The organism is Paenibacillus sp. FSL R5-0766 (assembly GCF_037971845.1).
Classification (GTDB): Bacteria; Bacillota; Bacilli; order Paenibacillales; family Paenibacillaceae; genus Paenibacillus.
Genome location: NZ_CP150227.1, coordinates 469,710 through 494,468, shown reverse-complemented (window position 1 = coordinate 494,468; position 24,759 = coordinate 469,710). Strand labels below are relative to the sequence as shown.

Annotated in this window: 21 protein-coding genes; 2 read left to right on the top strand and 19 right to left on the bottom strand. The window is 44.2% G+C overall.

What is annotated here, in order from left to right; all coding sequences use genetic code 11:
* Positions 1-8 precede the first annotated feature (8 nt).
* Both MKY66_RS02315 and MKY66_RS02310 read left to right on the top strand, forming a co-directional pair.
* On the top strand, positions 9-911 hold the full coding sequence (locus tag MKY66_RS02315; RefSeq protein WP_179088579.1) for an ABC transporter ATP-binding protein: 903 nt from the start codon (positions 9-11) through the stop codon (positions 909-911).
* Positions 912-992: 81 nt separating this feature from the next.
* Positions 993-1,823: a TatD family hydrolase gene (locus MKY66_RS02310; RefSeq protein ID WP_076216033.1), complete on the top strand. Its 831-nt coding sequence runs from the start codon at positions 993-995 to the stop codon at positions 1,821-1,823.
* Between the two features lie 320 nt (positions 1,824-2,143).
* Here the strand turns inward: MKY66_RS02310 and nfsA are convergent, their stop codons facing one another.
* The 19 genes from nfsA to MKY66_RS02215 form a co-directional block, all read right to left on the bottom strand.
* On the bottom strand, positions 2,144-2,887 hold the full coding sequence (gene nfsA / locus MKY66_RS02305; RefSeq protein ID WP_076216035.1) for an oxygen-insensitive NADPH nitroreductase: 744 nt from the start codon (positions 2,885-2,887) through the stop codon (positions 2,144-2,146).
* Complete coding sequence (locus MKY66_RS02300) at positions 2,880-3,479, bottom strand: TetR family transcriptional regulator (protein WP_076216037.1); 600 nt, start codon at positions 3,477-3,479, stop codon at positions 2,880-2,882. Before MKY66_RS02300 ends, nfsA begins: the two co-directional genes overlap by 8 nt.
* Before the next feature lie 155 nt (positions 3,480-3,634).
* Complete coding sequence (locus MKY66_RS02295) at positions 3,635-4,795, bottom strand: ABC transporter permease (protein ID WP_047840376.1); 1,161 nt, start codon at positions 4,793-4,795, stop codon at positions 3,635-3,637.
* A gap of 351 nt (positions 4,796-5,146) precedes the next feature.
* On the bottom strand, positions 5,147-7,624 hold the full coding sequence (locus tag MKY66_RS02290) for a heavy metal translocating P-type ATPase (RefSeq protein ID WP_076216099.1): 2,478 nt from the start codon (positions 7,622-7,624) through the stop codon (positions 5,147-5,149).
* 224 nt (positions 7,625-7,848) lie between these two features.
* Complete coding sequence (locus tag MKY66_RS02285) at positions 7,849-8,049, bottom strand: copper ion binding protein (RefSeq protein ID WP_036673156.1); 201 nt, start codon at positions 8,047-8,049, stop codon at positions 7,849-7,851.
* 59 nt (positions 8,050-8,108) lie between these two features.
* Positions 8,109-8,507 (bottom strand): metal-sensitive transcriptional regulator, encoded by a 399-nt coding sequence (locus MKY66_RS02280; protein ID WP_256704334.1) that lies wholly within the window; start codon positions 8,505-8,507, stop codon positions 8,109-8,111.
* Positions 8,508-8,631: 124 nt separating this feature from the next.
* The gene (locus tag MKY66_RS02275) at positions 8,632-9,120 is read right to left on the bottom strand and encodes a GNAT family N-acetyltransferase (RefSeq protein ID WP_076216040.1); all 489 of its coding nucleotides are present in this window, start codon (positions 9,118-9,120) and stop codon (positions 8,632-8,634) included.
* A gap of 123 nt (positions 9,121-9,243) precedes the next feature.
* Complete coding sequence (locus MKY66_RS02270) at positions 9,244-9,429, bottom strand: hypothetical protein (RefSeq protein WP_036616704.1); 186 nt, start codon at positions 9,427-9,429, stop codon at positions 9,244-9,246.
* A 266-nt stretch (positions 9,430-9,695) separates the two neighbouring features.
* On the bottom strand, positions 9,696-9,965 hold the full coding sequence (locus MKY66_RS02265; RefSeq protein ID WP_339806778.1) for a hypothetical protein: 270 nt from the start codon (positions 9,963-9,965) through the stop codon (positions 9,696-9,698).
* A 351-nt stretch (positions 9,966-10,316) separates the two neighbouring features.
* On the bottom strand, positions 10,317-10,850 hold the full coding sequence (locus MKY66_RS02260; RefSeq protein WP_076216042.1) for a hypothetical protein: 534 nt from the start codon (positions 10,848-10,850) through the stop codon (positions 10,317-10,319).
* A gap of 554 nt (positions 10,851-11,404) precedes the next feature.
* Positions 11,405-13,231, bottom strand: a complete 1,827-nt coding sequence (locus MKY66_RS02255; protein ID WP_076216048.1) for an ABC transporter ATP-binding protein — start codon at positions 13,229-13,231, stop codon at positions 11,405-11,407.
* 26 nt (positions 13,232-13,257) lie between these two features.
* Positions 13,258-13,785: a hypothetical protein gene (locus tag MKY66_RS02250; protein ID WP_076216050.1), complete on the bottom strand. Its 528-nt coding sequence runs from the start codon at positions 13,783-13,785 to the stop codon at positions 13,258-13,260.
* Positions 13,786-14,065: 280 nt separating this feature from the next.
* A complete protein-coding gene (locus MKY66_RS02245; protein ID WP_083657358.1) occupies positions 14,066-18,115 on the bottom strand; it encodes an FtsX-like permease family protein in 4,050 nt (1,349 codons plus the stop codon).
* Complete coding sequence (locus MKY66_RS02240) at positions 18,109-18,804, bottom strand: ABC transporter ATP-binding protein (protein WP_076216053.1); 696 nt, start codon at positions 18,802-18,804, stop codon at positions 18,109-18,111. Before MKY66_RS02240 ends, MKY66_RS02245 begins: the two co-directional genes overlap by 7 nt.
* Before the next feature lie 671 nt (positions 18,805-19,475).
* Positions 19,476-20,264, bottom strand: coding sequence for a nucleoside phosphorylase (locus MKY66_RS02235; RefSeq protein WP_076216056.1), 789 nt, complete (start codon positions 20,262-20,264; stop codon positions 19,476-19,478).
* Positions 20,265-20,492: 228 nt separating this feature from the next.
* Positions 20,493-21,164, bottom strand: coding sequence for a sulfite oxidase-like oxidoreductase (locus MKY66_RS02230; RefSeq protein WP_017691010.1), 672 nt, complete (start codon positions 21,162-21,164; stop codon positions 20,493-20,495).
* Between the two features lie 46 nt (positions 21,165-21,210).
* On the bottom strand, positions 21,211-22,134 hold the full coding sequence (locus MKY66_RS02225; protein ID WP_017691011.1) for an ABC transporter permease: 924 nt from the start codon (positions 22,132-22,134) through the stop codon (positions 21,211-21,213).
* The gene (locus MKY66_RS02220; RefSeq protein WP_076216059.1) at positions 22,118-23,185 is read right to left on the bottom strand and encodes an ABC transporter permease; all 1,068 of its coding nucleotides are present in this window, start codon (positions 23,183-23,185) and stop codon (positions 22,118-22,120) included. Before MKY66_RS02220 ends, MKY66_RS02225 begins: the two co-directional genes overlap by 17 nt.
* Complete coding sequence (locus MKY66_RS02215; protein ID WP_076216061.1) at positions 23,182-24,681, bottom strand: ABC transporter ATP-binding protein; 1,500 nt, start codon at positions 24,679-24,681, stop codon at positions 23,182-23,184. The genes MKY66_RS02220 and MKY66_RS02215 overlap by 4 nt, the downstream gene beginning before the upstream one ends.
* Positions 24,682-24,759 lie beyond the last annotated feature (78 nt).

The following is a 24,759-nucleotide window of genomic DNA, read 5'->3' as shown; positions in this document are numbered from 1 at the left end:
ATGACCATATGAATTGGCAACAGGACGAACACGACCAGCCTGAACGAGGAGCACGCGCAATGGAGCCAAAGCACGGTGAAAAGCTTCACCCGGCTACCCCTGATCGACCTGCCAATACTGCTCCGGTTCCGCCTGCATTGGACGTCGTTGACGTTCATGCTTCATTCCGCGAACGGCGAAGCAGGTTACCGGTTCTGAACGGCCTGTCCCTGACCGTGGAGCAAGGCGAGTTTGTCGCTATCGTTGGGCCATCCGGCTGTGGTAAAAGCACCCTTTTCCATATCATCGGTGGTCTGCTTAAGCCACAGGAAGGCCAAGTACTTATGAACGGTCAGAATGTAACGGGACAGCGTGGCAAGATTAGTTATATGCCACAACAGCCTGCTCTTTTCCCGTGGCGTACCATTGAAGACAATGTACTGCTTGCTGGTGAAGTAGCTTCAAGCGCTCCCCCTCGGGCCGAAGCACTTGCAGAAGCTCGTAAGTGGTTAAGTAGCGTGGGTCTTGCCGGATTCGAGCAGGCATACCCTCATATGCTGTCGGGCGGAATGCAGCAGCGTGCGGCATTTTTGCGCGCCCTGCTCAGTCCGCAGGAACTCATGCTGCTGGACGAACCTTTCAGCGCGCTGGATGCACTGACACGTAGTGACATGCAGCGCTGGCTGCTCGATATCTGGGAACAGAACCGCCGCTCGGTGCTGTTCATCACCCATAATATCGAAGAAGCATTGCTGCTAGCGGATCGGGTCTATGTGTTATCCAACCGACCTGCAACGGTGTTGCACGAGGTACATGTTCCTTTTGATCGCCCAAGACGAGAAGAAATTACGGAGCAATCCGCTTTTCTGGAGCGTAAACGGCAGATTGCACAGTGGATGAGAGAAGAACAGCAGAAAGCCCGCCTATCTTGATAGTGCGGGTTTTTAAGTTATTATTTTCCTTTAATGGGTGATCCACCACAAGGAATTCTGCGTAACATAGTTAGAATATAAATGACCACAAGGAGGAATTCCCTCGTGCATTCTCAAGCTTTTGCACCATTAATTGATGCTCATATTCACTTCGATCAGTATACCCCTGACGAACAACGCGAGATGCTGTTATCTTTCCCGTCTCAACAAGTCGAGGCAGTCATCGCCGTGTCCATGAATCTCGCTTCTGCCCAGGCCAATCTGGAGCTTGCAAAACAACATCCACGTAACATCTATCCAGCCTTCGGTTTCCATCCAGAACAGGAACTGCCGTCCGTTGCAGAAATGAATCTGTTCTTCCAATGGATCGAAGAGCATATCGGACAAGCTATAGCCATCGGAGAGATCGGTCTTCCCTATTACAACCGTCAGGAAGCGGAGAAGGCAGGGCAGCGCTTCGATCAGAGCGGGTATATCGAGTTGCTTGAACGTTTCATCCAGCTCGCCAAAAAGCACAACAAACCACTTGTCCTTCATGCGGTATACGAAGATGCGGATATCGTCTGTGATTTGCTGGAGCAAAATCAGTTCCGACGCGCCCATTTCCACTGGTTCAAGGGTTCTCGCGAAACCATTAGACGCATGGCTGATAATGGCTATTTCATCTCTTTCACGCCAGATATTCATTACGAAGAAGAGATTCGTGAACTCGCCCGGCAATATCCATCGGAGCAAGTGATGGCCGAGACCGATGGACCTTGGCCCTTCGAAGGGCCGTTTCAGGGACGAATGACACACCCGGCCATGACCAGACAGGTTATCCAGGCATGGAGTGAGATCACCGGTATGGGAACCGAGCGGGCCGCCCGGCTCTTTTATCAGAACACAAAGCGTTTCTATGGCTTAACTTAAGTACAATCAGGTAACAGCAAGTACTCTCGCTTGCCCTGCCAGCACAGCACAAAGAAGCCAGTCGGCTTCGCCACCGACTGACTTCTAGTCTACTATTATATATCAGTTGAACTAAATTTTTACACAGGAACGTAGAGGACAGAAATAACCTGAGGAAGCAGCGTTCGCCTAAAAGCTTTCTGCAAGAAAGCTACTTCGGAAGCATACGCTATCACTAGATTTTCACCTTCACAAAAATTGGATCAAAAAATCTGGGGATAACAGCGATCGGAAGGTTGTTCTGTCATCGGAGTGGCAAGTGTAACTACCTTCAGTTCAACTTAACGCTTCAAGAATCCTTTGCCTTCCAGGAACGGTCTCACTTGCAACCTTGTCGGCTCAGTCAGGCGCTTCGCCATCAGTTCGGACCATGGGGTCGTTCGTTCACCGTTAGTCCGTTCTTTCATGTACGCCGTCGTTGTCTCATCATACTGCTCAACACCTTTGATGCTCTGCTCGGCATTATAACGATTATGATGCAGGACTGCATCCAGCGGCAGACGCGGCCGAATTCCCGTTTCCTGATCTGCAACACCAATGCACATGCCATACACCGGATATACTCCTTCCGGCAAATCCAGCAACTCAGCTACTTCCTCAATCCGGGTACGAAGCCCCCCAATATATACGATTCCGAATCCTAGTGACTCCGCTGCAAGAGCGGCATTCTGGGAAGCCAGAGCAGCATCAATCGTGGCTACCATGAAATTCTCTGTTGAATCAGCATACGATTCCTTTTCAGGAAGATGACGTTTCGCAGCATCACTCAGCCGATACAGATCAGCACACCATACGAGAAACACCGGACATTCATTGACGTAGGCCTGATTGCCTGCCAATTCAGCCAGCTTGGATTTCTGCTCTATGTCAGTCACAGCAATGACGGTATAGGCTTGTACACTACTTGAAGAAGAAGCCATCTGACCCGCTGCTACGATGGCTGCAAGCTGCTCATCACTCACCGGGTCTGGCTTGAATTTGCGTACAGAGCGGTGTTTCATCATTAACTCAATGGTTTCATTCATGGCTGTTCACTCCCAATCCTCGAAGTACGAACTCAATTGTCTGCTCAGCGAGTTCGTCTGTATTCATATCCTGATATTCAAAGCCAAACCGTGAATTCTTGGCCCGTTTGTGTGCCAAGGCCACACCCATCACCTGAAGCATCGCATAAGTTACGGACTCAATCTGAAACAATCCCTGGTCTTTTCCTTCTTGCAGAAGTTCCTTAACTCGAGTCCAGACGGGGTCCAGAAAACGAAATACGGTAGCTGTGCGATGTGTACGAAGTGTAATTTCTAGCTGCACAATATCGCTCATCTCCCGATCCGTCATCGTGAACTTCACAACTTCACCAATAATTCGTCGGATGCCTTCGACAGGCGAGGACATGGATTCTTCCGCCAGCGAGTTCATCATATGCCCAGGGAAAAAATGCTCAAATAAGGCTTCGAACACCTTTTCTTTGCCGCCAAAATGGTATGAGACCAGTGACACGTTCGCACCCGCCTCATCACAGATTTGACGAACACTCGTCCCGTCATACCCTTGCTGTGCAAAAAGCTTCTTGGCTGCAAGCAATATCCTCGTTTTGATATCCAACTCCGGTTCCGTCATTCCGTCCCGCTCCCTCTTGTCCGTTCATCTCATTCGCTCCAGCTCAAGAACTGTAGCCAGCGACTCATCTGTCTATTATATTACACCAAGCACCCCGATGAAAATCATCGGGGTGCTTGTCCTATCCTATGATGCAATGGTATACATCTGCTGTATTAGTTGTTTGCTTGAGCAGGGCTTGGAGCCATAGCTGGCATGCGTTGTTTTTTCAACAATGTCACGACCAATGATAAAGCAACGGCAACCAACAGTACAATCACGATGGAACCTGCAGCGGATTGTACTCCTGGGCCTCCCAACTGCACGCTCAGAATACCCTGAACGGCGTATGTTGCAGGCAGGTACTGCCCAATGCCGCTATAGAAGCTGTTCAGCAATTCACGCGGTACCATTGCACCGGAGGATACCAGTTGCAAGGACAGTGAGATGATATTGAACAGACTTCCTGCAGGTCCGAAGCAGATCAGGAAGAACTGGGAGAAGAACATGAACGTGCACAGGAAGAGCGCCTGGAACAACCAGAATGCAACGAATCCTTGTGCAATCTGTCCTCCCAATGCCACGATCAGCGATGATCCCAGCAAGGAAACGACCAATGCAGAACCCACGTTGATGACTACTCTCGCGCCAAACAAAGTCAAACGGGAATAGGTAGATGACAACATGCCCATCGCTGTCTGGAGATTCATCCCCATGATCATGGCACCTACATAGGAAGCCAGTACCATCATCATCGGCACCATCTGATTATTCATCCCGTTAACCGGGTTAATGGACGTTGTCGTTCCTTCCACTCGGGTAGCCAGGTTTGTCGCGGCTTCAGCAGCCTGATCGGCAGGCGCACCTGAAGCGGTTAACACCGTCTGTACTCCTTGTGCTGTAGCTTGTTTGTTAATCGTGTTTGTCACACTTTGGGATACACCTTGCATCATGCTTTTAATCGTAACCGGGTTTGCTTCATTAATGGTGTATTTAATCTCGGCGGTTGAGCCAGCCGTCTGAAGCAATTCGTTAAATCCAGCCGGGATATCCAGCACCATGTGGACTTGGTGATGATTCAGCTGATCCAACGCTTCAGCCGCGCTTAGATTGGATACGGTATGGAAAGGCAGTGTTCCTGCGAGTGAGTCTGCGATTCCTTTGGACATTTCGCCGTCCTCATTCACAATCGCAACCGTCAACTCTTTCGTACGGTCATTTACTCCAGAATATGCGGTCATCCAGATCACGCTAAAGATCACTTGGAACATAAGTGCTGTTACGATCCCTACAATCACTGGCGGTTTTTTAAACAATGTACGTAAAGCCTGTAACATAAAAGGTGTCCTCCATTACTCAAATAGTTCTAATTTGATTTAAACAGTTGTTTGAATCAAACGATCGTTTAAATTTTATGTGAATATGTCCATATTGTCAACTCATTTTTTGAAAAATTCAGAAAACGTAAGCTTTATTCATGAATACAATTGATCCATTTTCACAAAAGTGCATTATGCTTCCTTTCTCCGTAGAAAAGAACATCTAATACCACCGATTCAGGCTACTTTCTGGCGACGCAACTGTATTTTTCTCAACAAAAAACACGGTCCGCCGCAGCGAACCGCGTATTTATTCATCCTCACTTCATTGACAATGACGCGTTGAATATATCTCCAAACAAAGGTCGGTCAGTCATTTCTCTTCAGCTTCATGCGTTGCAGACGCAGCGAATTCAGTACAACCGACACGGAGCTGAACGCCATCGCCGCCCCTGCCAGCCATGGAGCCAAGAAGCCAACTGCCGCAATGGGAATACCAATAACGTTGTATCCGAGTGCCCAGAACAGGTTTTGTTTGATGTTACCCATCGTGCGCCGGCTCATCTCAATGGCATCTGCAATGCTGTTCAGATCACCACGCATCAACGTAATATCCGCCGCTTCCATCGCTACATCCGTTCCTGTTCCGATGGCCATCCCAATATCAGCAGTAGCGAGTGCCGGAGCATCATTAATGCCATCACCTACCATGGCAACTTTCAGACCACTCTCCTGAAGTTTCTTCACTTCCGCAGCCTTGCCTTCCGGCAGAACCTCAGCCAGAACTTTACCGATCCCTGCCTGTTCTGCTACAGCACGAGCTGTTCGCTCATTGTCTCCCGTGATCATGATGACATCGATCCCCATCGCCTGAAGACGACCGATGGCTTCACGAGAGGTATCCTTGATGGTGTCAGCCACAGCCACGATGCCTGCCCACTGACCATCTACCGCAACCAGCATTGCTGTACGTCCTTGTTCCTCCAGACGGTTCATCTGCTGAACGGTTTCCTCAGAGACATTCACCTGTGCATCTGCAAGCAAACGACGTGTGCCGACCAGAATCTCCTGCCCTTTTATTGAAGCTCGAACACCATATCCCGGTATGTTCTCAAACTTCTCTGTTGGGGTTAGCTCCAGACCCTTGGCACGAATTCCTGCAACAATCGCCTCTGCCAGCGGATGCTCGGAACTCTGTTCGGCCGCTCCCACTCGCTCAAGCAGATCAGATTCCGTCCAGTTCGGAGCCGTGATAACATCCGTAAGCACCGGTTTACCTTGGGTTACTGTACCTGTTTTGTCGAGCACCACGGTCTGAATCTGTTGTGCCGACTCCAGATGTTCGCCGCCCTTGAACAGAATGCCATATTCAGCCGCACGTCCTGATCCAGCCATGACGGAGGTCGGCGTTGCCAGCCCCAGTGCACATGGACAGGCAATAACGAGCACAGCAATCGCTTTTTCAAGAGAACCAGCGAAGTCACCCGGACTTGCAAACAAATACCAGATCAGGAATGTCAGCGCGGCAATACCCACGACAATGGGAACAAATATGCCTGAAATGACATCTGCAATCCGCTGAATTGGTGCTTTGGAACCCTGAGCTTGCTCGACTACTTTGATGATTTGAGACAAAGCCGTGTCCGAGCCCACTCGGGTCGCACGTAGCCGTAATACCCCGTTTTTGTTCAGCGTAGCACCTGTAACGGGATCTCCTGGTTTTTTATCCACGGGAAGGCTCTCTCCACTTAGCATGGATTCATCCACAGAGGATTGCCCTTCTTCAACAATACCATCCACCGGGATGCTGTCCCCCGGCTTCACCAGGATCAGATCACCCACCGCAACATATGCGGCAGGAACCATCACTTCCTGTCCGTCCCGGATGACACGTGCTTCACGTGGAGCCAGTTCAATCAAGCTTTTGATCGCCTGTGAAGAGCGACCTTTCGCCACAGCTTCGAACCATTTTCCCAGTAAAATTAACGTAATCAGAATTGCACTTGTCTCATAATAAAGTTCTACCGAAGGCATGGCGGCTGTGCTCGTTCCCATTGCCCCATGATCCATGGTTGTAGAAGGTAAGTACCCACTGGATAACGTCAGATAGAGACTGTAGAAAAACGCTGCACTGGTACCCAATGCAACGAGAACGTCCATATTGGCACTGCGGTTACGTAGCGCTTTGTATGCTCCCACATAGAACTGCCACCCAATCACGAACTGTACTGGCGTTGCCAGAATCAGCTGGAACCAAGGGTTCATGAACAGATCTGGGACATAGATTCCGGATGTGAACGAGAAATGCCCCACCATTGCCCACAGTAAAGGAATCGATAACAACGCAGATATCATCCATTTCCACTTTTTGCGTTGCAGCTCACGTTCACGAACCGATGTGGTCTCTTCTTGCGTCAATTGCAGTTCGGCACCATAGCCCATCTGCTTGATCTTGGCGGTAATATCCGAAGGTTTCAATGTGCCAGCCGCATATTCGATATGCCCTGTTTCCAGCGCCAGATTCACATTCGCCTGAGATACCCCCGGTAGTCGGGAAAGCCCTTTTTCAATCCGGGCAGAACAGGCAGCACACGTCATACCGGTGATGTTCAGATCAACCGATTCGGACAACGTACCGTAGCCCAATGCTTCCACCTTATCTCGCAACGCATTCACGTTGGTTGTCTTTGGATCATAAGAAACGGTTGCCTGTTCGATGGCCAGATTCACATTGGCCTGCTGAACCCCTTCCATGCGGGACAATCCCTTCTCCACTCGTGTCGAACATGCAGCACAGGTCATCCCCGTGATGTGCAGTGTTGTCTTTAGTCCTGGTGCGTCTGCCATAGGTGGCATTGGGGTTGGTTCGGATGATCTATCCATTGGTTTATTCGTTGAGTTATCCATCATGTCAGCTCCTTTCATGTCGATTCAATTTATTGTATTTTGCATCCGACATACCCCTTAGGGGTATATATCAGACAGAAAATTAGGCTTAAACCTGACTCATGGGAAAAGGGGTTTGCCCTCTTTGTGCCCATGAGCATGTTCGGTTTAAGCCTGTGATCCCGTTAGACTACATCGTATCCCTGATCTTCAATGGCAGCTTTGATCTGATCCACGTTCACTTTCTGCTCATCATATTCCACCGCTACTGTTCCCGCTGCCAGATCAACCTTACCACTCGCACCGGTATTCTTCACAGCTTCTTCAACTGATTTCACGCAGTGATTGCAGGACATTCCAGTAACGTTCAACGTAACATTAGACATTGTAAATTCCTCCTTGGGGTATATTAAAATGATAAATTAATTAGGTAAATTGATTCAGCTTACTTCATTAACTTCCGCATCGTAACCAGCAGTTCATCCACAACCTCATGTTCACCAGCCTGAATACGCTCAACGATACAACTCTTCATATGACCTTCAAGCAGAAGCTTGCCTACCGAATTAAGAGCAGACTGAGCCGCCGCAATCTGCGTCAGCACATCATCACAGTACGTATCCTTTTCGATCAATCCTTTGATCCCGCGAATCTGACCTTCCACACGGTTCAAACGAGAGACCAGGTTACCCTTCATCTCCTGCGAATGGTGACTCTTGCGCACATGCTTCCCATCACTGCCCTCGGCATGACAGGTTGCCGCTTCTTGGACTGTAGCCAAAGCTTCCGTTGAATCTGACTTGGAGGATTGCAAAGGTTCCTCGGGATGGCTCTGATGATCCATCATGAACACCCCTTTTCTTTCGTTCTTTTCTAAGAGTAACATACCCCATGGGGGTATTCAAGAGTGTTCTGATATTTTATTAAAAATGGATAGGCTTATTCGGAATTAAATAGAGCGATGCATCTTACAAGATATACTCCATCCTGCTACTACGAACAACCAGACCCATCTGTTCATAGAAAGCCTGTGCCCCAGAGTTAAACGTTGACACGGACAATTCCACGCTATCTGCCTGAAGCTCTCTCCCTAGCTCGATGAATGCTTGTAGTAACTGTTTACCTGTTCCTTGGCCCCGATGTTTGGTATCCACTACAAGTTCATGGATGTACAACATCTTGCGATCCACCATCAATGAGTTATCTTGAATAACACTTAACTGTGCACTCCCGTAACCCAGAATCAACCCCGTTTCGGAAGACTCGGCAACATACAGGTAACGCTTGTCCGTTTCCAGCAGTTCGGTGAACTCCTTTTCCTCCATTCTGGTCTCTAACGCTCTGTATAGGTCCGGCCGCGCCTCGACATGCATCTGGTGCAGGTCATCCATCAACAATGACACGCCAGAGTAGTCCCTCATTTCTGCCTTTCGGATGTTAATCGTACCTGTACTCATCCCCATCACTCTTTCGTCTACTTAATTTTACATTATTATACAACCAAAAAGCAGATACCATAAGGGTACCTGCTTCGCTAAATTTATCTTCATTCCATCAAGCCCGTAGGATGCTCATGTTGTTTATTTTTTCGAAGAAGTATTTCCTTCATTAAAAGCAACAGGTGATGGCTTCGCCGCCCATTCGTCCGCCTGCGGTTCAATGTCTACTCCGCTCAAAATCTTCTTTTTCTCCATCAAGGAATCCCCGTCTTCATCCAGCTTGTTGCGAATTTCCGCCTCGTCCTGAGGTTGATTGTTCTGTGTCATCGTAGAATCCTCCCTTATGTGTTTATCTTCAATATGATGTTCCTTTATATAACGTGCCCACTTTCTGCATTATCATTCTCTTCGAGGATCAGGCCGTCCCAAGTTATGTGTTACTTGGAGCCGAGCCTGTTGAATATCCTAATCATATAATTTTTGGTGAAAAACCAAATTAAAAAATAATTCTGTTGCATCACCATTCATCATTCTATGGGCAATTGTTCGTAAGAAACAAACGCAACAAACGAGTATGTGAAAGTTCTACTTGCTTAGGTTCGGTCATTTTTGCCGACTCCCGCCGTATGCTGACCCTGAACTTCATTTTTCGTCATTCCAAATAAGTTAGACACATTCAGATTTTGCTTGATCCAGCTGGAAAAGGACTTCACCTTGCCAGCAAGTTTTTTTACATTCGAGCAATTTGCCCACCACTGATCTCTATTAATCAGTAGCCACTCGAAATACAGACCACGAAATTGCTTAGGCTGGAAGACGGCCGAATCTTTTACAAACGAACTGTCACACACTTGGTTTGACAATTATCTGCCAGTACATATATAGTTGAATAACAAAATGCTCCCTCAAAAATAATGAGAAAGCATTTTGTTATATTCCTCTATTGATAAATTAATTTCCAAAGTTCTTAATAATCCTATCTCCTACAGCATTCTTCAAGAACCACTGAACTGCACTCTTCTCCAGTAGTACAGTCAACAAGGACTGATGATCCATGTCCCGTAGCATTAATATTACAAATCCATGGTGAGTGAGTACAAATATTTTTTTTATAAGTACACGAGCATATTTCTATTCTTGCAGAAACCCCTATAGATTTAGCGAAAAAGTTCATTTATCTCACCTCCTTTCGAATTTGGATGAATTTTAATTAATCAAGCCTCTAAAAGGTTATCAAGGTTGTTAGCATCCTTTAATTCATCAATCCCCTGAATCACTCCGTTTTTATCCAAGGTAATAAATAACGGAACCTTTTTTACTCCAAATATATTCATTACTTTAGTAGATCGAATAATGGGATGCCTTTGTTCCTTGTCACTCAAAGTTAAAGGAATATCTTTATTAATGTCTCTCTTGATAACCAGATATTTATTTGGATCTGGAATGTTGGACAATCTATCAAGTACTTCATTGCAAGTACCGCATTCATCACTTAAGAATAACAATTTTGTAATGGAGGAATTTTGAATTTTTAAAGAATCAAAAATATTCCCTCTCTGGTCTTTACCTTTAAAAACAGGAACCTGTTCGCCTAAAATTACATCTACAGCTGTGGAATCAACAGGAGCTGTCTCTTGAAACTTATTTATAAATGAGACCATCGACTTCGTTAACAGATACATAAATACCAATTGAATTAGAACAATAATCCATAGGGATATATTAGAGATAATAAAAAATCGTTCCATAACTAGCTCCTCATCGTGTAATTTTGTAAAAAGTATAAAACTTAATAACCTTTCGCACATTCTGGGTGATCAAGAATATAAAAACAAGAGAAAAGAAAGCAAGTAGTTTTAACAGATAACTTGCGTTGTTTATCCTTTGTTCTACAATGTAACTACCGAAGTAAATCCCTAAAAGACACAATCCAACCAAAACTATGTTCCTCATCACTAACACCCAGGAAATGTTGTGATTTCCAACCATTCCATTACACCCACAACTTAGATCCGTCTTACCACGTAGTAAGTTTATAGTAATAGCAATCGTGTAAACTAACAGCAATAATGATCCTATCGAGAAAAAAACAGGATGATATAAGCCAAGTATTAAACCTATCCCGGTTAGAAATTCAAGAGATACATCCAGCACTCCAGCAATATGCAAAAATTGCTTAGGAACTATGTTATAATTCCTTACATTCCCCTTATGCTTGTTCATATCCAGCATTTTCTCTATGCTAGAACTTAGAAAGATGAGAGCCAAGAACAATTTCAAAACAAGTATTAATTCTACCAACTCAAACACCTACTTTTCCAAAATCATTCTTGCTGACCAGCCATCTAGACTGCATATCAAATAATTTATAGTACTCACCTTTTAAAGTGATTAACTCATCATGACTTCCTTGTTCAGCAACCTTACCTTCTTTCATCATTATTATTTTGTCAGCAAATCTTGCAGCAGCTATTCGATGAGAAACAAAAATAATTGTCTTATCTTCAGTATGACTGAATAATTGATTATAAATTCCAATTTCTGATGTTGGATCTAAGGATGATGTAGGCTCGTCAAACACCATGATCTCAGAATCTTTGAATAACGCTCTAGATATAGCCAGCTTTTGCCATTGCCCTCCAGAGATATCTACTCCTGGATTCAAGAAATTACTTAATGGTGTATCATAACCATCAGCAAGTCGCGATACTATATTATGAAAGCCTGCTTTTTTGCTAGATTCTATCATTTTTTCGTTGTTATCTGCATCTTCTATGTTTCCATAAGTAATATTCTCTTTAATGGAGTAGGGGTATTTAATAAAATCCTGGAAAACCACCGAAAATTTATTTCGAAGCTGATTTTCTTCGTATTTCCGGCTACTTATTCCTTGAATTCTAATTTCACCACTATACTCCATATAAAGCCCTACTAAGCATTTAAGCAACGTACTTTTTCCAGATCCATTTTCTCCAAGAATCGCTATCTTCTCACCTTTATTAACAGAAAAACTTATTCCATGCAGGGCGTCCTTCGTTCCGCTTGGGTATTTAAAAGAAACGTCACGAAAAGCTATGTGCTCATCACTTAAGTCCCCTTTCCCCTTCTCATATAATTCATCCAAACTTTGATCTATCTTGAGAAAGTGGTCATTCATAAAACTATAGAACTCATCTAAATATAAAATATTCCCTCTAATCTGAGAGTATGAATATGATAACTGTCTCAACGAACTTTGAGTGCTCATCAATGCTTGATTAATAACTACAAAATCACCAATTAATATAGAACTGCGTGTATTCTTCATTAGAAATAGAATTAAAAGCGAACATATTACGTAAAAAATTGAATTGATACCTTCTAGAGCCACTTTTATCTTGTTTTGTTTCATTTCAAGCTGTAGTGTTTTTTGTGCATGTTCTTTGAATTTTCGGCTCCATAATAATTTAAAATAATTATTCAAAGAAAAAATCCTTAATTCCTTTATATTTTGTCGATCTGTAAGAATAAAAGAAAGAAACCCAATTTCTCTATTCAACAAAGTATTTGTATAATTGAATTGGTACTTCCCCTTTTCAAGGCGAGTGAAAATAATACATAAGGGTACTGTAGCTGCCAAACAGATTAGTACTAGTATCCAATGTATTGAAAGTAATATTAGGAAATAAGACGTTAAGCTAATAATGGTTCTGAACATACTAACAATATTTTTTATGGGCGTCCAAAATCTCGTTGCAATATTGCTGTTTATTCGACTGAATTGATTATGAAATTCAGGATCATCGTAAACAAGTAAGGGAATAGTACTAGTTTTTTCAAACAATCCAAGTTTCAAACAGTGTTCAAGTAGAGCAAGGTTCTTCTTCTCATAATATTCTTGAAGATAGTTCATATAAGAAGTATAAATCTGTAAGAGGATTTGAGCGCATAATAACAAAATGATAATTGAATAGCTTGTAGTACCATTACCTATAAAATTAGATATCTCATTCAACAGTTCTTTTGTAACCAACAATGTGAAGTAAGGCTCAATTCCTAAGAGTACACTGAACAATACAGAAGTTATCAATAATTGTTTATTATGTATCCATATGTACTTAATCCCCCACAATAGACGATTATTTTTCATATCCCACTCCTGAATATAGATTAGACTTAGACAAATAAAGCTTCAACATTATGCATACTTTTTAAAGTAGCTTTAAGTGTGAGTTTCTGAATTTTGATCTCCCCAACATTATCAACCAGTATGTAGTAAGGTACAGAATAGATTTTTAATTTCCACATCGTCTCCATGCTCATTTCCACAATTTCCATTTCGTTTCCAAATTTAGAGTGAAAATCATCCATTGCATTAGTTTCTTCAGTAACCATTAATAAGCACAAAATTGGTACTGTTAGTTTATCTCTTTCCTGTAACAACTCCTCAATGGCTTCGTGGCAATGAGAACAACCCGTGCTTGCAACTAAACAAACGAAGGACCTGCTAGTCAAATGATCAGGAACGACGAGATGCTCATGAATGTTTACTCCAATGGATGAATTCAGATGAATCTGGTTATTAGTTTGGATTTGTTTGAGTTCGCCCCATAAATGATTAAGTTTTTTGAAAACAACTACACTTAACGTTATTACTGTAATAAGCAACAGCAAAACAATGAGAATCAGTAAATAATTATTCATTCAAAGTATCCACCTCTATGCTTAATCAAAATCTACTATTATTAAACTCAGTATAAGTTTTAACAAACTTATTAATCAAATATTAACAAAGTTTCCCTTATAGGTAAATATGACTAATGAACTAATAATATAAGTTTAATTAAGTTTTTTTGTCTTTTTTTGTCGTATTAAAGCATTTTAACTATTTTCCTCCAAAAAAGAGAATCAAAAAAGCTGACCTTTATATTACTCGGTCAGCTTATCTGTCGTAAGCTTGATTTCTATCACTTACTGTTCTAACCTATTTGATCCATCCTTCAAAAAACTTATTATCTGTCATCTGAAAGTATGCTTTCACAAATTCTACGAAGCCTTCCGTATTCACTTGTTTATAACGAAAGGTATTATAATAGTTTTTTAAAAAATCAGTACCTTCAACATCATAAGCCTCAAACAGTTGTCTCAATTTGATCACAGGCTGAGCATATAAGTAAGCTGCGACATCTCCAGACTCAAGCTCAGATAAAGGCAGATTGGATACTTTGGTATTTGCATTATGATATTCCGCAAATGAATAATCCATAAGAAATATAGATGTGCTAAGTTCTGTAATCCCTTCATCCAACCAGCCATCGTGGTAAGGATCACTGCTGACGATTGCATAAAACCATTGATGTGCAATCTCATGAACAATAGTATGCTTCATATCCTCTTTAAAATATACGGTGACTAATCCCGGGTATTCCATGGATAGACGCTCGCCAAGAACAACATCAAGCTGTTTATGTGGGTAAGGAGCTATCTTTTCATTAAAGTAGGTAATAGCAGCAGTCGCAGTAAGGAGTGATTGCTCCATCTGTACCCTCTGATCCTTAGTGCCCCATACTCTTACTTCAATTCCCTCTATTTTCTTCATGAGCGGTTTTAAATCCTTAGATACAATAACCGTCAATTCTTTTATGTTTCGAATATCTACTTTTCCAGTACTAAGCGCTTCATTAGGATCATTATCTGCTGAACTGATTAACCTGTAACCTTCCGGAAGTTCATATTGTAAGGAAAAATCGCTAAACCCAGTATGAAAAGATTCTATAGAGGGCGTGTAAGGTTGCTTATTCCAGCCTCCATTGCTATAGGTAGCAATCATCGGATACCATTCTGCCAAGTCATAGCTTTTTCCTGTTTTAGACAAACGAATTCCATTCTCAGGCACCGTAAATTCATAATTCACTTCAACCTGAATTTGATCAGATGGATGTAAATCATCTAACAGAGGAATGGAAAGAGTATCCCACTCAAGTGAATATGAAGCCTTCTCTCCATTGATAAGTACTTCTTTCAGAACGAATCGTGCATCTTTTCGGTAGGTTAGCGAATGTCCCTCTATCGTAAACACATTGGGTATCATATAAAAAACCAACTCATCCCACTTGTCATTTGAAACATTAGTAATGTTTACGGATGCTTTAGCAGTAAAGGTTTCTTCATCACTCATTTGTAAGTGCAAATCATATACTGCATGACTCCCATTGGGTACTGATTTAGCTGTATAACCCGTCAGATCACCAAGTCGTGACGATACTTGATTTTCATACGCACTTGAAGATGCACTTAGGGATGACTCACTGTCCACTTCTGGTTCGACTTCAGAATTCTGGGTCAGGATATGCATAAACGAAGCCAAAGTAACACACACAACTAGAATGACAGTGATCGGAAAGATTATTTTTGTCAAAGCCTTCATTAAGAATGAATCTTGTGCGAAACCAACTAATCCCTGTTGAGGTGTATCTCTTACTGCCAAAAATGCCGGAATCAAAGAAGCGGCAACAGATGCAGCAATAGGAACGAGGGAAACCAATGATAGATACCACAATTCAAGTATAGGGAACTTCTGATATAGTATTGTAATAGCAATTAATCCAAGTAAAAGGGTAAGCATACCGGCAATGCAGCCACTTATCACAGCCTCCCATACGATGAGCTGGCTGATAGAACGGTTTCTCCAACCAATAGCCTTTAATAAAGACAATTCCTGCTTTCGCTCCAATATATTTTGCCACATCAACTCAGCTACTGTCAGAACTGAAATAACAAGACATACTCCAACCGCAATATAGTGCAGAGGACCAATCTCAGCAGCAGCATACTGGCCTAACCAAGACGTATAAAAGGTTCCCTGTAAACGGATCGTAACGAAAACAAAGAACATCAGTAATACTGCCGGAAACGCCATAGAAATGACGGATAATACATTCCTCCTTATTTTACCAAAAAAATGAGCTATTGCCAGCTGTGAAATTCCAATAATAGGAATTATTCGCCAGGCATTAGTCGAAGATTCTCCTGATTTTATAGCATCTATAGGATTAATTTTTTGAATTAAGATAATAGGTATGACAGCACCAATGATGTAGATGAATAAACTGGATACACCTATGAACAGAAAATTCATTAACGAAATTTTCTGGTTGCCGTGAAATACGAAGTAACCACCAATGGACCAAGTGACTAAAGCAACGAACACAGAGATCAGTACAGCTTCTATTACGATTAATTTCCTGAGTTGAGCATGTCTCCAACCCAAAGTAAGCAGGATAGCAAATTGTTTTTTTCGAGCTAGAAAGGAAACTAGATTGGTCGCAATGACATATATAATAGCTACTAAAACAACTAATAAGAGCATACCCGAAAATCCGACCTTCACTTCATTTACTAATGTATATGTGGCCCCAAGCTTAATCCACTGTTGTTCAATCCATCCCAACTTTGTTTGTGAACCGCTTGCTGGGACTTGTATTAAAACAGGCTGAGGCGATGAAGCAAAAGTGATATCAGTTAATAAGCCGGTCTGTTCACGAATATCTGCTGCCACCTGCTCAAGCTTAAGTTTACTCGCCTGCGATATCTCGTTGACTCCATTCACCTTGATGCGAACGACAGAAATCGGCTTTTCTCCCATTATATAAGATGCTGCATCCAGTGTGGTCAGCATGGTAGGCGGACTTGTCATAAACCCTAAAGGATTATTAATCGTTGAGATAGATACCGGAGGATTAACCGTGCGTCCATTATCATCGAAAATATACTTTGCTACAGGAGTCGTATAAGTGTCCATTGGAAATCGAGTGTCGACTTGCTTACTTACCTGAAGCTTATCCGGGTCATACATTCCGACATAATGTGGCCTGAGAAAAAAATGATTAGACTCTTCAGGATTATCCGGATTACTGAACACTTCATATGGACGATAAAATTCGGGAAATTGAAGTTTCAAAGATGGATCATTATCATCAAATGTCTGAAGCCTATAAGTATATGGCCACCGCTCTGGAAAAGGACTTGGAACAGATTTAAAGGCCAAAGGCGTGGCTTTTTGAAGTTGCTGAAAGCCTTGATCTTGTAGTCTGGTATCAGAAAGGCTAGCTATCATTTGTTGTGCAGCCTGATCTGAATGAAACGTGTAGGATTGACTTTCATCCGTTTTTATTTGTTTTAAATAATTTAATCCTCCATTTTCCTCCACTTCTGTCATCGTAGCTTCCGTTTCTTCTGCGGTGTTAAATGGAAGATCCAAACGCTCGTATGTGTATGCATATGTTTTATTACCAAAAAGCTTATCACTCACAAGAATAGGCAAATTGATCAATTTATTAGAATCTTGTTGATCCATCTGGCTATAATCTGAGGACTCGAAATAACGACTGTCTCCGTTTGAAAGGGGAATCACCGCCTTCTCCAACCCAATAAGCTTATTCTCTTCCACGGGGTCAATACCGACTAGAAATGCATTCTCATATGCATATTGGTTCATAGTACCTTCACTGAAATATGATATACCATATTTTTGGTAGGTTTCAGAACTGTTATACCATGGCCCATAGGTTATGTAATTAGTGAATGTATTTGTTGTCTGATCCTGTATTCCATTGTTAGCTGTAATATTCAATTTTGCTTTATAAATACCGTAACTTTTTAAGTGGGCCTCTTCATTAAATTTGACACCTATTCTGTGATAGCCTATGACCGCAAGAGGAGCAGCAACTTCCACATCTGTTATTTTTTTTATTGTCTTTAGTTGTTGCTGAGATATGCCCCCAGATATCCCACCTTGTATATTAGGTTCGAATAGACCATTTTTTTCATCAGTAAAATTTGTCCCAGGAGGACGTACGAGGATATGATAAGATACCTCCCACTTATTCTGTAACGTTTCCATCACTGTTCCTTTGTTTGATTCACCTAACCCTAATAAGAAGCTAAGCCCTGAAGAGACAATCAATATGCCTACCAGCATAATTATGAATCGTTCCTTGTACCGCCACCAAAAAGACCAAATTAAACTTAACATCTTACAACTCCACAAGAAGAAATAGTCTCGGCTTGTACCCGGCCATCTTTTATTTCGATAATTCGATCTGCCTTTTCCGCAAGCTTCCCATCATGTGTAACTACAATAACTCCACACCCAAGTCTCTGCTTTAGATCAAGAAGTATATTGTAAAAATTCTCTGCATTATGAGAGTCCAAGTTGCCTGTTGGCTCATCAGCAAGTAGCCACTCCGGCTGGTTAATCAAAGACCGTGCAATCGCAACTCGTTGTTGTTCTCCCCCAGAGAGGTGTGATGGGAGAGATGACACTTTATTTTCTAGCCCCAGTTGTTTAAGTAACTCCGCTGCTCTTTCTTTATAATTAACCTTTGTTTTACGACCAAAGAACGGAGACATCACATTTTCAATTACTGTTAGTGTAGGTAGTAAGTGGAAGTGTTGAAATACTAAACCGATATTGGCAAACCTGAAATCCGCTAGTTTATTTTTTTTTAGTATGGAGATATCCGTATTCTCGTATGCTATTGTTCCTGATGAAGGTAAATCTAGAGTACTTATTAGACTCAGCAAGGTAGATTTACCCGACCCAGAACCTCCTATAATCGCTGTAAACTCATTTCTGTGAAACGTTAAATTAATATCATGAAGAGCATGAGTTATAACATTTCCGTTTGAATAGGATTTAGTAACGTCAATCAGTTGAATCATATGATTATTCTCCTCCTTTAATCTTCTTAAAACACTTCAGACTTATCAATTCACAATTTTATCGATACAAAATATAGAATATATTATCACTATATTACTATTTTACCAGCAGTCACACAACATTAAAGAGTAGGAATTCATCCATTTCTGATTAATAATTCATTAGCAATCTCAGGATTTTCTAAGCGTAATACAGATATTAGATTTTCTTTAAACCATACTTTGAAATGAAGTAGCATGAATGTTCATCCTAAAAAAATAAAAAAAAACATACATAAGTTCACATGTGTCTTCTCTTGTCGAATATTTACTTCCTCCCAGATTCCAATTCGTGTGAATCCTGTTGTTCCCGCCCATTACAAGGTGAGAGGAGACTATAACTAATAAAACTCAGTTCCAGCAGTGCAAACATAATCGATTCAAAGTTGCAGTTATTGGTTAATTGTCTTTTGTGAAAAAACTGTGGGGTTCTATCACATCTGTTAATCACAGGATTTCATGAGAGCTCACATTAAAACAGATCATGCACCTTATATTATTTATACTTCGATAGACTAACGAAAAATCCGGACTCCTTAGAAGGAAATCCGGATTTTTCGTTAGTCTATTCCTCTTACACATTCCATACTCCATTGATCAACCAACAAACGAAAGTCGAGTCATTCCCCTTATTACGAATCCTGGCGAGCCAGTGCAGCCAGCGCACGCAGCGCAGCTTCAATCTCGTGTTCCACCGCGTGGGTTACCGCATCTGTATGCGGATCATACTCGGCGGCCAGATCGCTGTCTGCGAAGCCGTCGATGGCAACAATTGCCCCGGCACGCGCACCGCGAAGGGTGCTGACAATGTAAAGCGCCGCAATCTCCATCTCGGCGGCAAGTGCACCCGCCTGCTTGTATTTGCGATGCGGAATCTCCTCCACCCCGGCGAAGAAGGCATCCAGCGTCACCGTAATTCCCACGCCGACTTTACCATCGCTCAGGGCTGGCGTTCCCGCTTCGCTAACGGTTGCTGCGTTGCTTGCGCCGCTATCCACCCCACGGGCCGCAGCGATCAATGCGCTCGTAACGCTGATATCGGCAACCGCAGGAAAACCATCCGGTACCAGTTGGCGTGTCAGCCCGTCCGAACGAACAGCTGCCGTGCTGACAATGACACTGCCCGCCGGATAATCGGCGGTATACGAGCCTGCCGTACCTACACGAATCAGCGTCGTTACACCTGCCCGAATCAGCTCCTCGAAGCAGACAGCCGCTCCCGGTGAACCTACGCCATGGCTGACCACAGCCATCTGCACACCTTCGAATTCTCCTACAAAGGTACGATATTCGCGGCTAAATGCGAGTTCCTTCGCCCCATCCAGCTTGTGGGAAATCTTCTCCGCACGTGCCGGGTCACCACACACGATAGCATACGCCGGCATGTCTTCCGAATGAATTTGCAAAATGGGCAGCAACATGTTCATCCACTCCTTTTAATCAAACTTTCTATAAGTACATGTTCAAAAATTCTGTTTTTCAGTACCGAGAAGATGGAATGAAGCTAGAAATGGAGTAGCGGAGCGTAGGGAAACTACGTGAGCAACGGACATTTCGGCTGAATTTCATCTTCGATGCTGATGATGCTACTAGGCATGATTCGTAATCAAAAGCGGACTTTTTGAACAACCTCTATAATCAAACTATCTTTAATCAAACTCCTTCTTCGTCCACTCGTCTTCCGGAATCGGCAGATCTTCACCCGAGAAGCGTTGTTCCTTGAACGGATCGGCAAAATGGTGGAAGCCATTCACTTCCCAGAATCCGTTACGGTCTTCTGTCATAAACTCCAGACCACGTATCCACTTCGCACTCTTCCAGAAGTAAAGTTGTGGCACAACCATACGCAGTGGAAAACCATGTTTGGGTGTTAGTGGCTCACCGTTATATTTGAATGCAAGCAATACATCATCATGCATCAATTCTTCGAGCGGTACATTTGTCTCATAATCATGATCTGCATGGATCATGACGTATTTTGCCTCTGGCTTAACCCCCAGAAGTTTCACAAAATCGGAAAAGCGTATACCTTCCCACGGCGTATCGAATTTCGACCAGCGGGTAACACAATGAATATCACTCACCGTGTTCACCTGAGGCATCGCCTGTAACTCAGCTAGAGAGAACACCTTCTCTTCCTCCACTTCGCCGAATACCTTCAAGTCCCAGGTGGACAGGTCATATTCCGGCACTTCCCCTTCATGCAGAATCGGGAATTTCTCCGTCAGCATCTGTCCTGGCGGCAGCCGATCTCCGTGATCGTTACCTGTTTTGGGTGCCGGGGTTTTACTTTTTTTCAAACGTTCAGCCTTGTTATGCAAGTGGAATTCCTCCTTCTTTTACTGTCTCTAACATAGACATTCAGAATTAACGCGAGCTTCCGCCCGCTTTCAGTGCATCCTGTGCATAGGTACGGTCTTTGAAAAAGAACATCGCGACCAGCGTCACAATATACGGCAGCATCAATGTGAAATGCGTTGGCAGGGAGAATCCTTGCAGACGAATACTTAATGCTTCCATGAAACCAAACAGTACACTGGAGCCCATCACGCCAAGCGGATTCGCTTGCCCCAGCATCGTTGCTACCAGCGCGATAAAACCACGACCAGCAGTCATGCCTTCGGTAAACATCGTTACCTGACCGAGCGACAACTGTGCTCCAGCCAGAGCACACAACACACCGCACATCAGAACGGCACCATACTGAATACCGCGTACCTTGATCCCGATGCTCTGCGCTGCAATCGGGTTCTCCCCGACGGAGCGCAGGCGGAAGCCGGATACACTTTTGAACAGATAAAATTGCAGTGCAATCACGAGCACAATGCCGAGGTAGACCAGAGGACTATGTCCCGATATTACATCGCCGACCCACGGAATGTCCTTAATCAGCGGAATATCCCACTTGGGAAGTCCAACCATGTCTTTGTCGTAGTATGCACCTTTTACATCAAAAATCGCACGCAATGCAAAGGTCGTCACCCCCGCAGCCAGGAAGTTGAGCGAGATCCCGACCACGATGGCATTGGCCTTCAGATTAATGCTTATAAAGGCAAAGAGCGCCGAGAATAACATCACAATTATAATGGAAAAGAGTACCGCCAGCAGCACATTGCCAAACAGATAATTACCGACAATAGCGGAGAACGCACCGATCAGAACCAGTCCTTCAAGACCCACGTTAAACAGACCTACACGAGAACATAAAGCCCCACCGAGCGCTGCAAGCAGGATTGGAGTCATAATCCGCAAGGTTGAGCCAAACATGGCTGCATCAAACAGTTGTTGCATTGGACTTTTTCTCCTTTCTCCGCTTCAGGAATGAATAACCGATCTGAGCTGATACAAATAACGTCAATACAGCTTGGATGACACTGCCAACTTCCAGCGGTACATCCGTGTTCCGTTCCATCCCCATGGCACCCGTCTGTAGCGCAGCCAGCAAAATAGCTGCTACAGCTGTACCGAGTGGATGCGAGCGGGCAAGCAACGTGGCCATAATGCCGCTCCATGCGTAACTTGCCGATGACAATGAGCCATCAAGGAAACGGTACTGTGTACCGAGCACTTCCCCCGCACCCGCGAGTCCAGCAAGTCCACCACTGATGACCATGGACAGCATCATCATGCGAATGCGGCGAACACCACCGTAGGTTGCAAAGGACGGGTTGCTGCCGAGCATGCGGATCTCGTAACCGGTCACCGTTTTATGCGTGAACCAATAGATCAGAATGGCCGCTACAATGGCAATGATGAAGCCTGCATGTAGCCCCATGCCCTGGAACAACTTCGGCAACCAGATACTCTGATCAATCATGGGTGTCTGAGCCATCGCTGCAGATCCAGTCCGATCCTTGAATGGATAGGAGACCATGTATCCACCAAAATAAATGGCAATATAGTTAAGTAGTAAGGTTGTAATCAACAGATTCATGCCGAAACGAGCATCCAGCCAACCAGCAAACAGGGACCAGATTCCTCCGGCAACAATACCAGCCACAATCGCAGCAATACACACAAACCAGCCTGGCCCTGGCAGATAGAGCGCCGTGAGCGCGGCACTGAGCCCTCCAAGAATCATCTGGCCTTCGGCTCCCATATTGAAAAATCCGGCACGGAATGCCAATGCTACGCCAAGCCCCGCCAAGATGATTGGTGTGGAACGAGCCAACGTATTGGTGAAGAAGTAGAAGTTGCCAAAGGCTCCTTTCCACATCTCCGCATACGTATCTACCACATCACCGCCAACGATCAGAATCGCTACAGCCCCTGCAATCAGACCGATGAATACGGCAAGCAGCGGCTGCACGAGTCCGCGAAGTGTTTCTTTTACCCGATTCATATCCGCTCTTTCCCTCCTGCCATTAACAAGCTGATCTGTTCCTCAGTTGCTTCCTCTGCTCTCAGTTCTCCGGCAATTTCGCCTTCATACATGACAATAATCCGATCAGATAATTGCAAAATTTCGGACAACTCCGATGAAATGAGCAGAATACCCGCGCCCTCGCTACGTTTGCGCAGCAATTCAGCATGGATTGTCTCCATCGCTCCGATATCCACACCACGTGTTGGTTCGGCTGCAATCAGAAACGGTGTATCCTGTGCAAATTCACGGGCAGCAATCAGCTTCTGCAAGTTTCCTCCAGACAGAAACTGTGCCTTGGTCTCCGCAGAACCTGTCTTGATGCTGAACTGTTGGATCCAGCTCTCTACCATTGTTCTTGCTGCTTTGGCTTTGATAATGCCGCGTGACTGCAAGCGATGATGGTGTCCCATTAGCCCGTTCTCGCGAACACTCGCATCCTTGGCCGCTCCCCACATATAACGATCTTCCGGAATATGAGCAAGTCCATGCTCGCGGATACGCCGTACCGGCCAGTTGGTTGTATCCTGCCCGGAGAGCAAGACGCGACCACTATCCGCCTTACGCAGTCCGGCAATGACCTGAATCAGTTCCGACTGGCCGTTACCCGAGATACCCGCTATACCAACGACCTCACCTTTTCGAACCTCCATATGGATCTCCTTGAGCGCCGAACGATCCTTCGCTCCGGACAGATTGATCCCTTCCACCTGAAGCACCGCTTCCGCTGGAACCGATGGCTGCTTGTCCATACGCACAAGTTCACGACCAACCATCAGACGGGACAATTCTTCCACATGTGTATCCTTCGCTTCCAACGTACCTGTCACCTGACCATCCCGAAGCACCGTGATCCGGTCGGCTACATCCATGACTTCTTGCAGCTTGTGCGTGATCAGTACAAAGGTTTTGCCCAGCTTGGCGAGAGATTTCATATTCGCCAGCAATTCCTTCACTTCAAGTGGTGTCAATACCGCCGAAGGTTCGTCCAATATAATGATGTCTGCGCCCTGATGCAGCACCTTGAGAATTTCAACACGCTGCTGCATGCCAAGCGGGCACTCGGACACTTTTTTCCACGGGTCGACCGGCATACCATATTTTCTGCCAAGCTCGTTTACTTGAGCCGCTGCTTTTTTGCGGTCAAATGCGCCTGCCTTAGCCGGTTCGCGTCCGATCACGATGTTCTCCGCCACCGTAAAGGAAGGGAACAGCATGAAATGCTGATGCACCATGCCGATGCCACTTGCCATCGCCTGGGATGGCGTGGCAAAGCTCACCTCACGTCCGCGGACTTTGATTGTGCCTGACGTGGGCTGTTCCATACCGTACAGCATACGCATCAAGGTTGTTTTACCGGCTCCATTCTCACCTACCAGGGCATGAATCTCTCCCTCACGCAAATTAAAACGGATGTCACGGTTAGCGGTGAAGCCGCCGTACTTCTTCGTAATCTGCTCCATCTCCAACAGCATATCTCGCGTTCGCTCCCCTCGGACTCGGTCATTTAATAGCAGCAAAACCGGCTGCCTGATCGGGCAGCCGGCTGATCA

Coding starts and splice junctions, on each gene's coding strand:
- MKY66_RS02290 (WP_076216099.1), bottom strand. CDS start 7,624: ATGGCAGACGCACCAGGACTAAAGACAACACTGCACATCACGGGGATG.
- MKY66_RS02270 (WP_036616704.1), bottom strand. CDS start 9,429: ATGACACAGAACAATCAACCTCAGGACGAGGCGGAAATTCGCAACAAG.
- MKY66_RS02300 (WP_076216037.1), bottom strand. CDS start 3,479: ATGACGGAACCGGAGTTGGATATCAAAACGAGGATATTGCTTGCAGCC.
- MKY66_RS02240 (WP_076216053.1), bottom strand. CDS start 18,804: ATGATTCAACTGATTGACGTTACTAAATCCTATTCAAACGGAAATGTT.
- MKY66_RS02225 (WP_017691011.1), bottom strand. CDS start 22,134: ATGCAACAACTGTTTGATGCAGCCATGTTTGGCTCAACCTTGCGGATT.
- MKY66_RS02235 (WP_076216056.1), bottom strand. CDS start 20,264: ATGTTGCTGCCCATTTTGCAAATTCATTCGGAAGACATGCCGGCGTAT.
- MKY66_RS02250 (WP_076216050.1), bottom strand. CDS start 13,785: ATGAATAATTATTTACTGATTCTCATTGTTTTGCTGTTGCTTATTACA.
- MKY66_RS02275 (WP_076216040.1), bottom strand. CDS start 9,120: ATGAGTACAGGTACGATTAACATCCGAAAGGCAGAAATGAGGGACTAC.
- MKY66_RS02215 (WP_076216061.1), bottom strand. CDS start 24,681: ATGCTGTTGGAGATGGAGCAGATTACGAAGAAGTACGGCGGCTTCACC.
- MKY66_RS02280 (WP_256704334.1), bottom strand. CDS start 8,507: ATGGATCATCAGAGCCATCCCGAGGAACCTTTGCAATCCTCCAAGTCA.
- MKY66_RS02260 (WP_076216042.1), bottom strand. CDS start 10,850: ATGGAACGATTTTTTATTATCTCTAATATATCCCTATGGATTATTGTT.
- MKY66_RS02285 (WP_036673156.1), bottom strand. CDS start 8,049: ATGTCTAATGTTACGTTGAACGTTACTGGAATGTCCTGCAATCACTGC.
- nfsA (WP_076216035.1), bottom strand. CDS start 2,887: ATGAATGAAACCATTGAGTTAATGATGAAACACCGCTCTGTACGCAAA.
- MKY66_RS02315 (WP_179088579.1), top strand. CDS start 9: ATGAATTGGCAACAGGACGAACACGACCAGCCTGAACGAGGAGCACGC.
- MKY66_RS02220 (WP_076216059.1), bottom strand. CDS start 23,185: ATGAATCGGGTAAAAGAAACACTTCGCGGACTCGTGCAGCCGCTGCTT.
- MKY66_RS02310 (WP_076216033.1), top strand. CDS start 993: ATGACCACAAGGAGGAATTCCCTCGTGCATTCTCAAGCTTTTGCACCA.
- MKY66_RS02245 (WP_083657358.1), bottom strand. CDS start 18,115: ATGTTAAGTTTAATTTGGTCTTTTTGGTGGCGGTACAAGGAACGATTC.
- MKY66_RS02295 (WP_047840376.1), bottom strand. CDS start 4,795: ATGTTACAGGCTTTACGTACATTGTTTAAAAAACCGCCAGTGATTGTA.
- MKY66_RS02255 (WP_076216048.1), bottom strand. CDS start 13,231: ATGAAAAATAATCGTCTATTGTGGGGGATTAAGTACATATGGATACAT.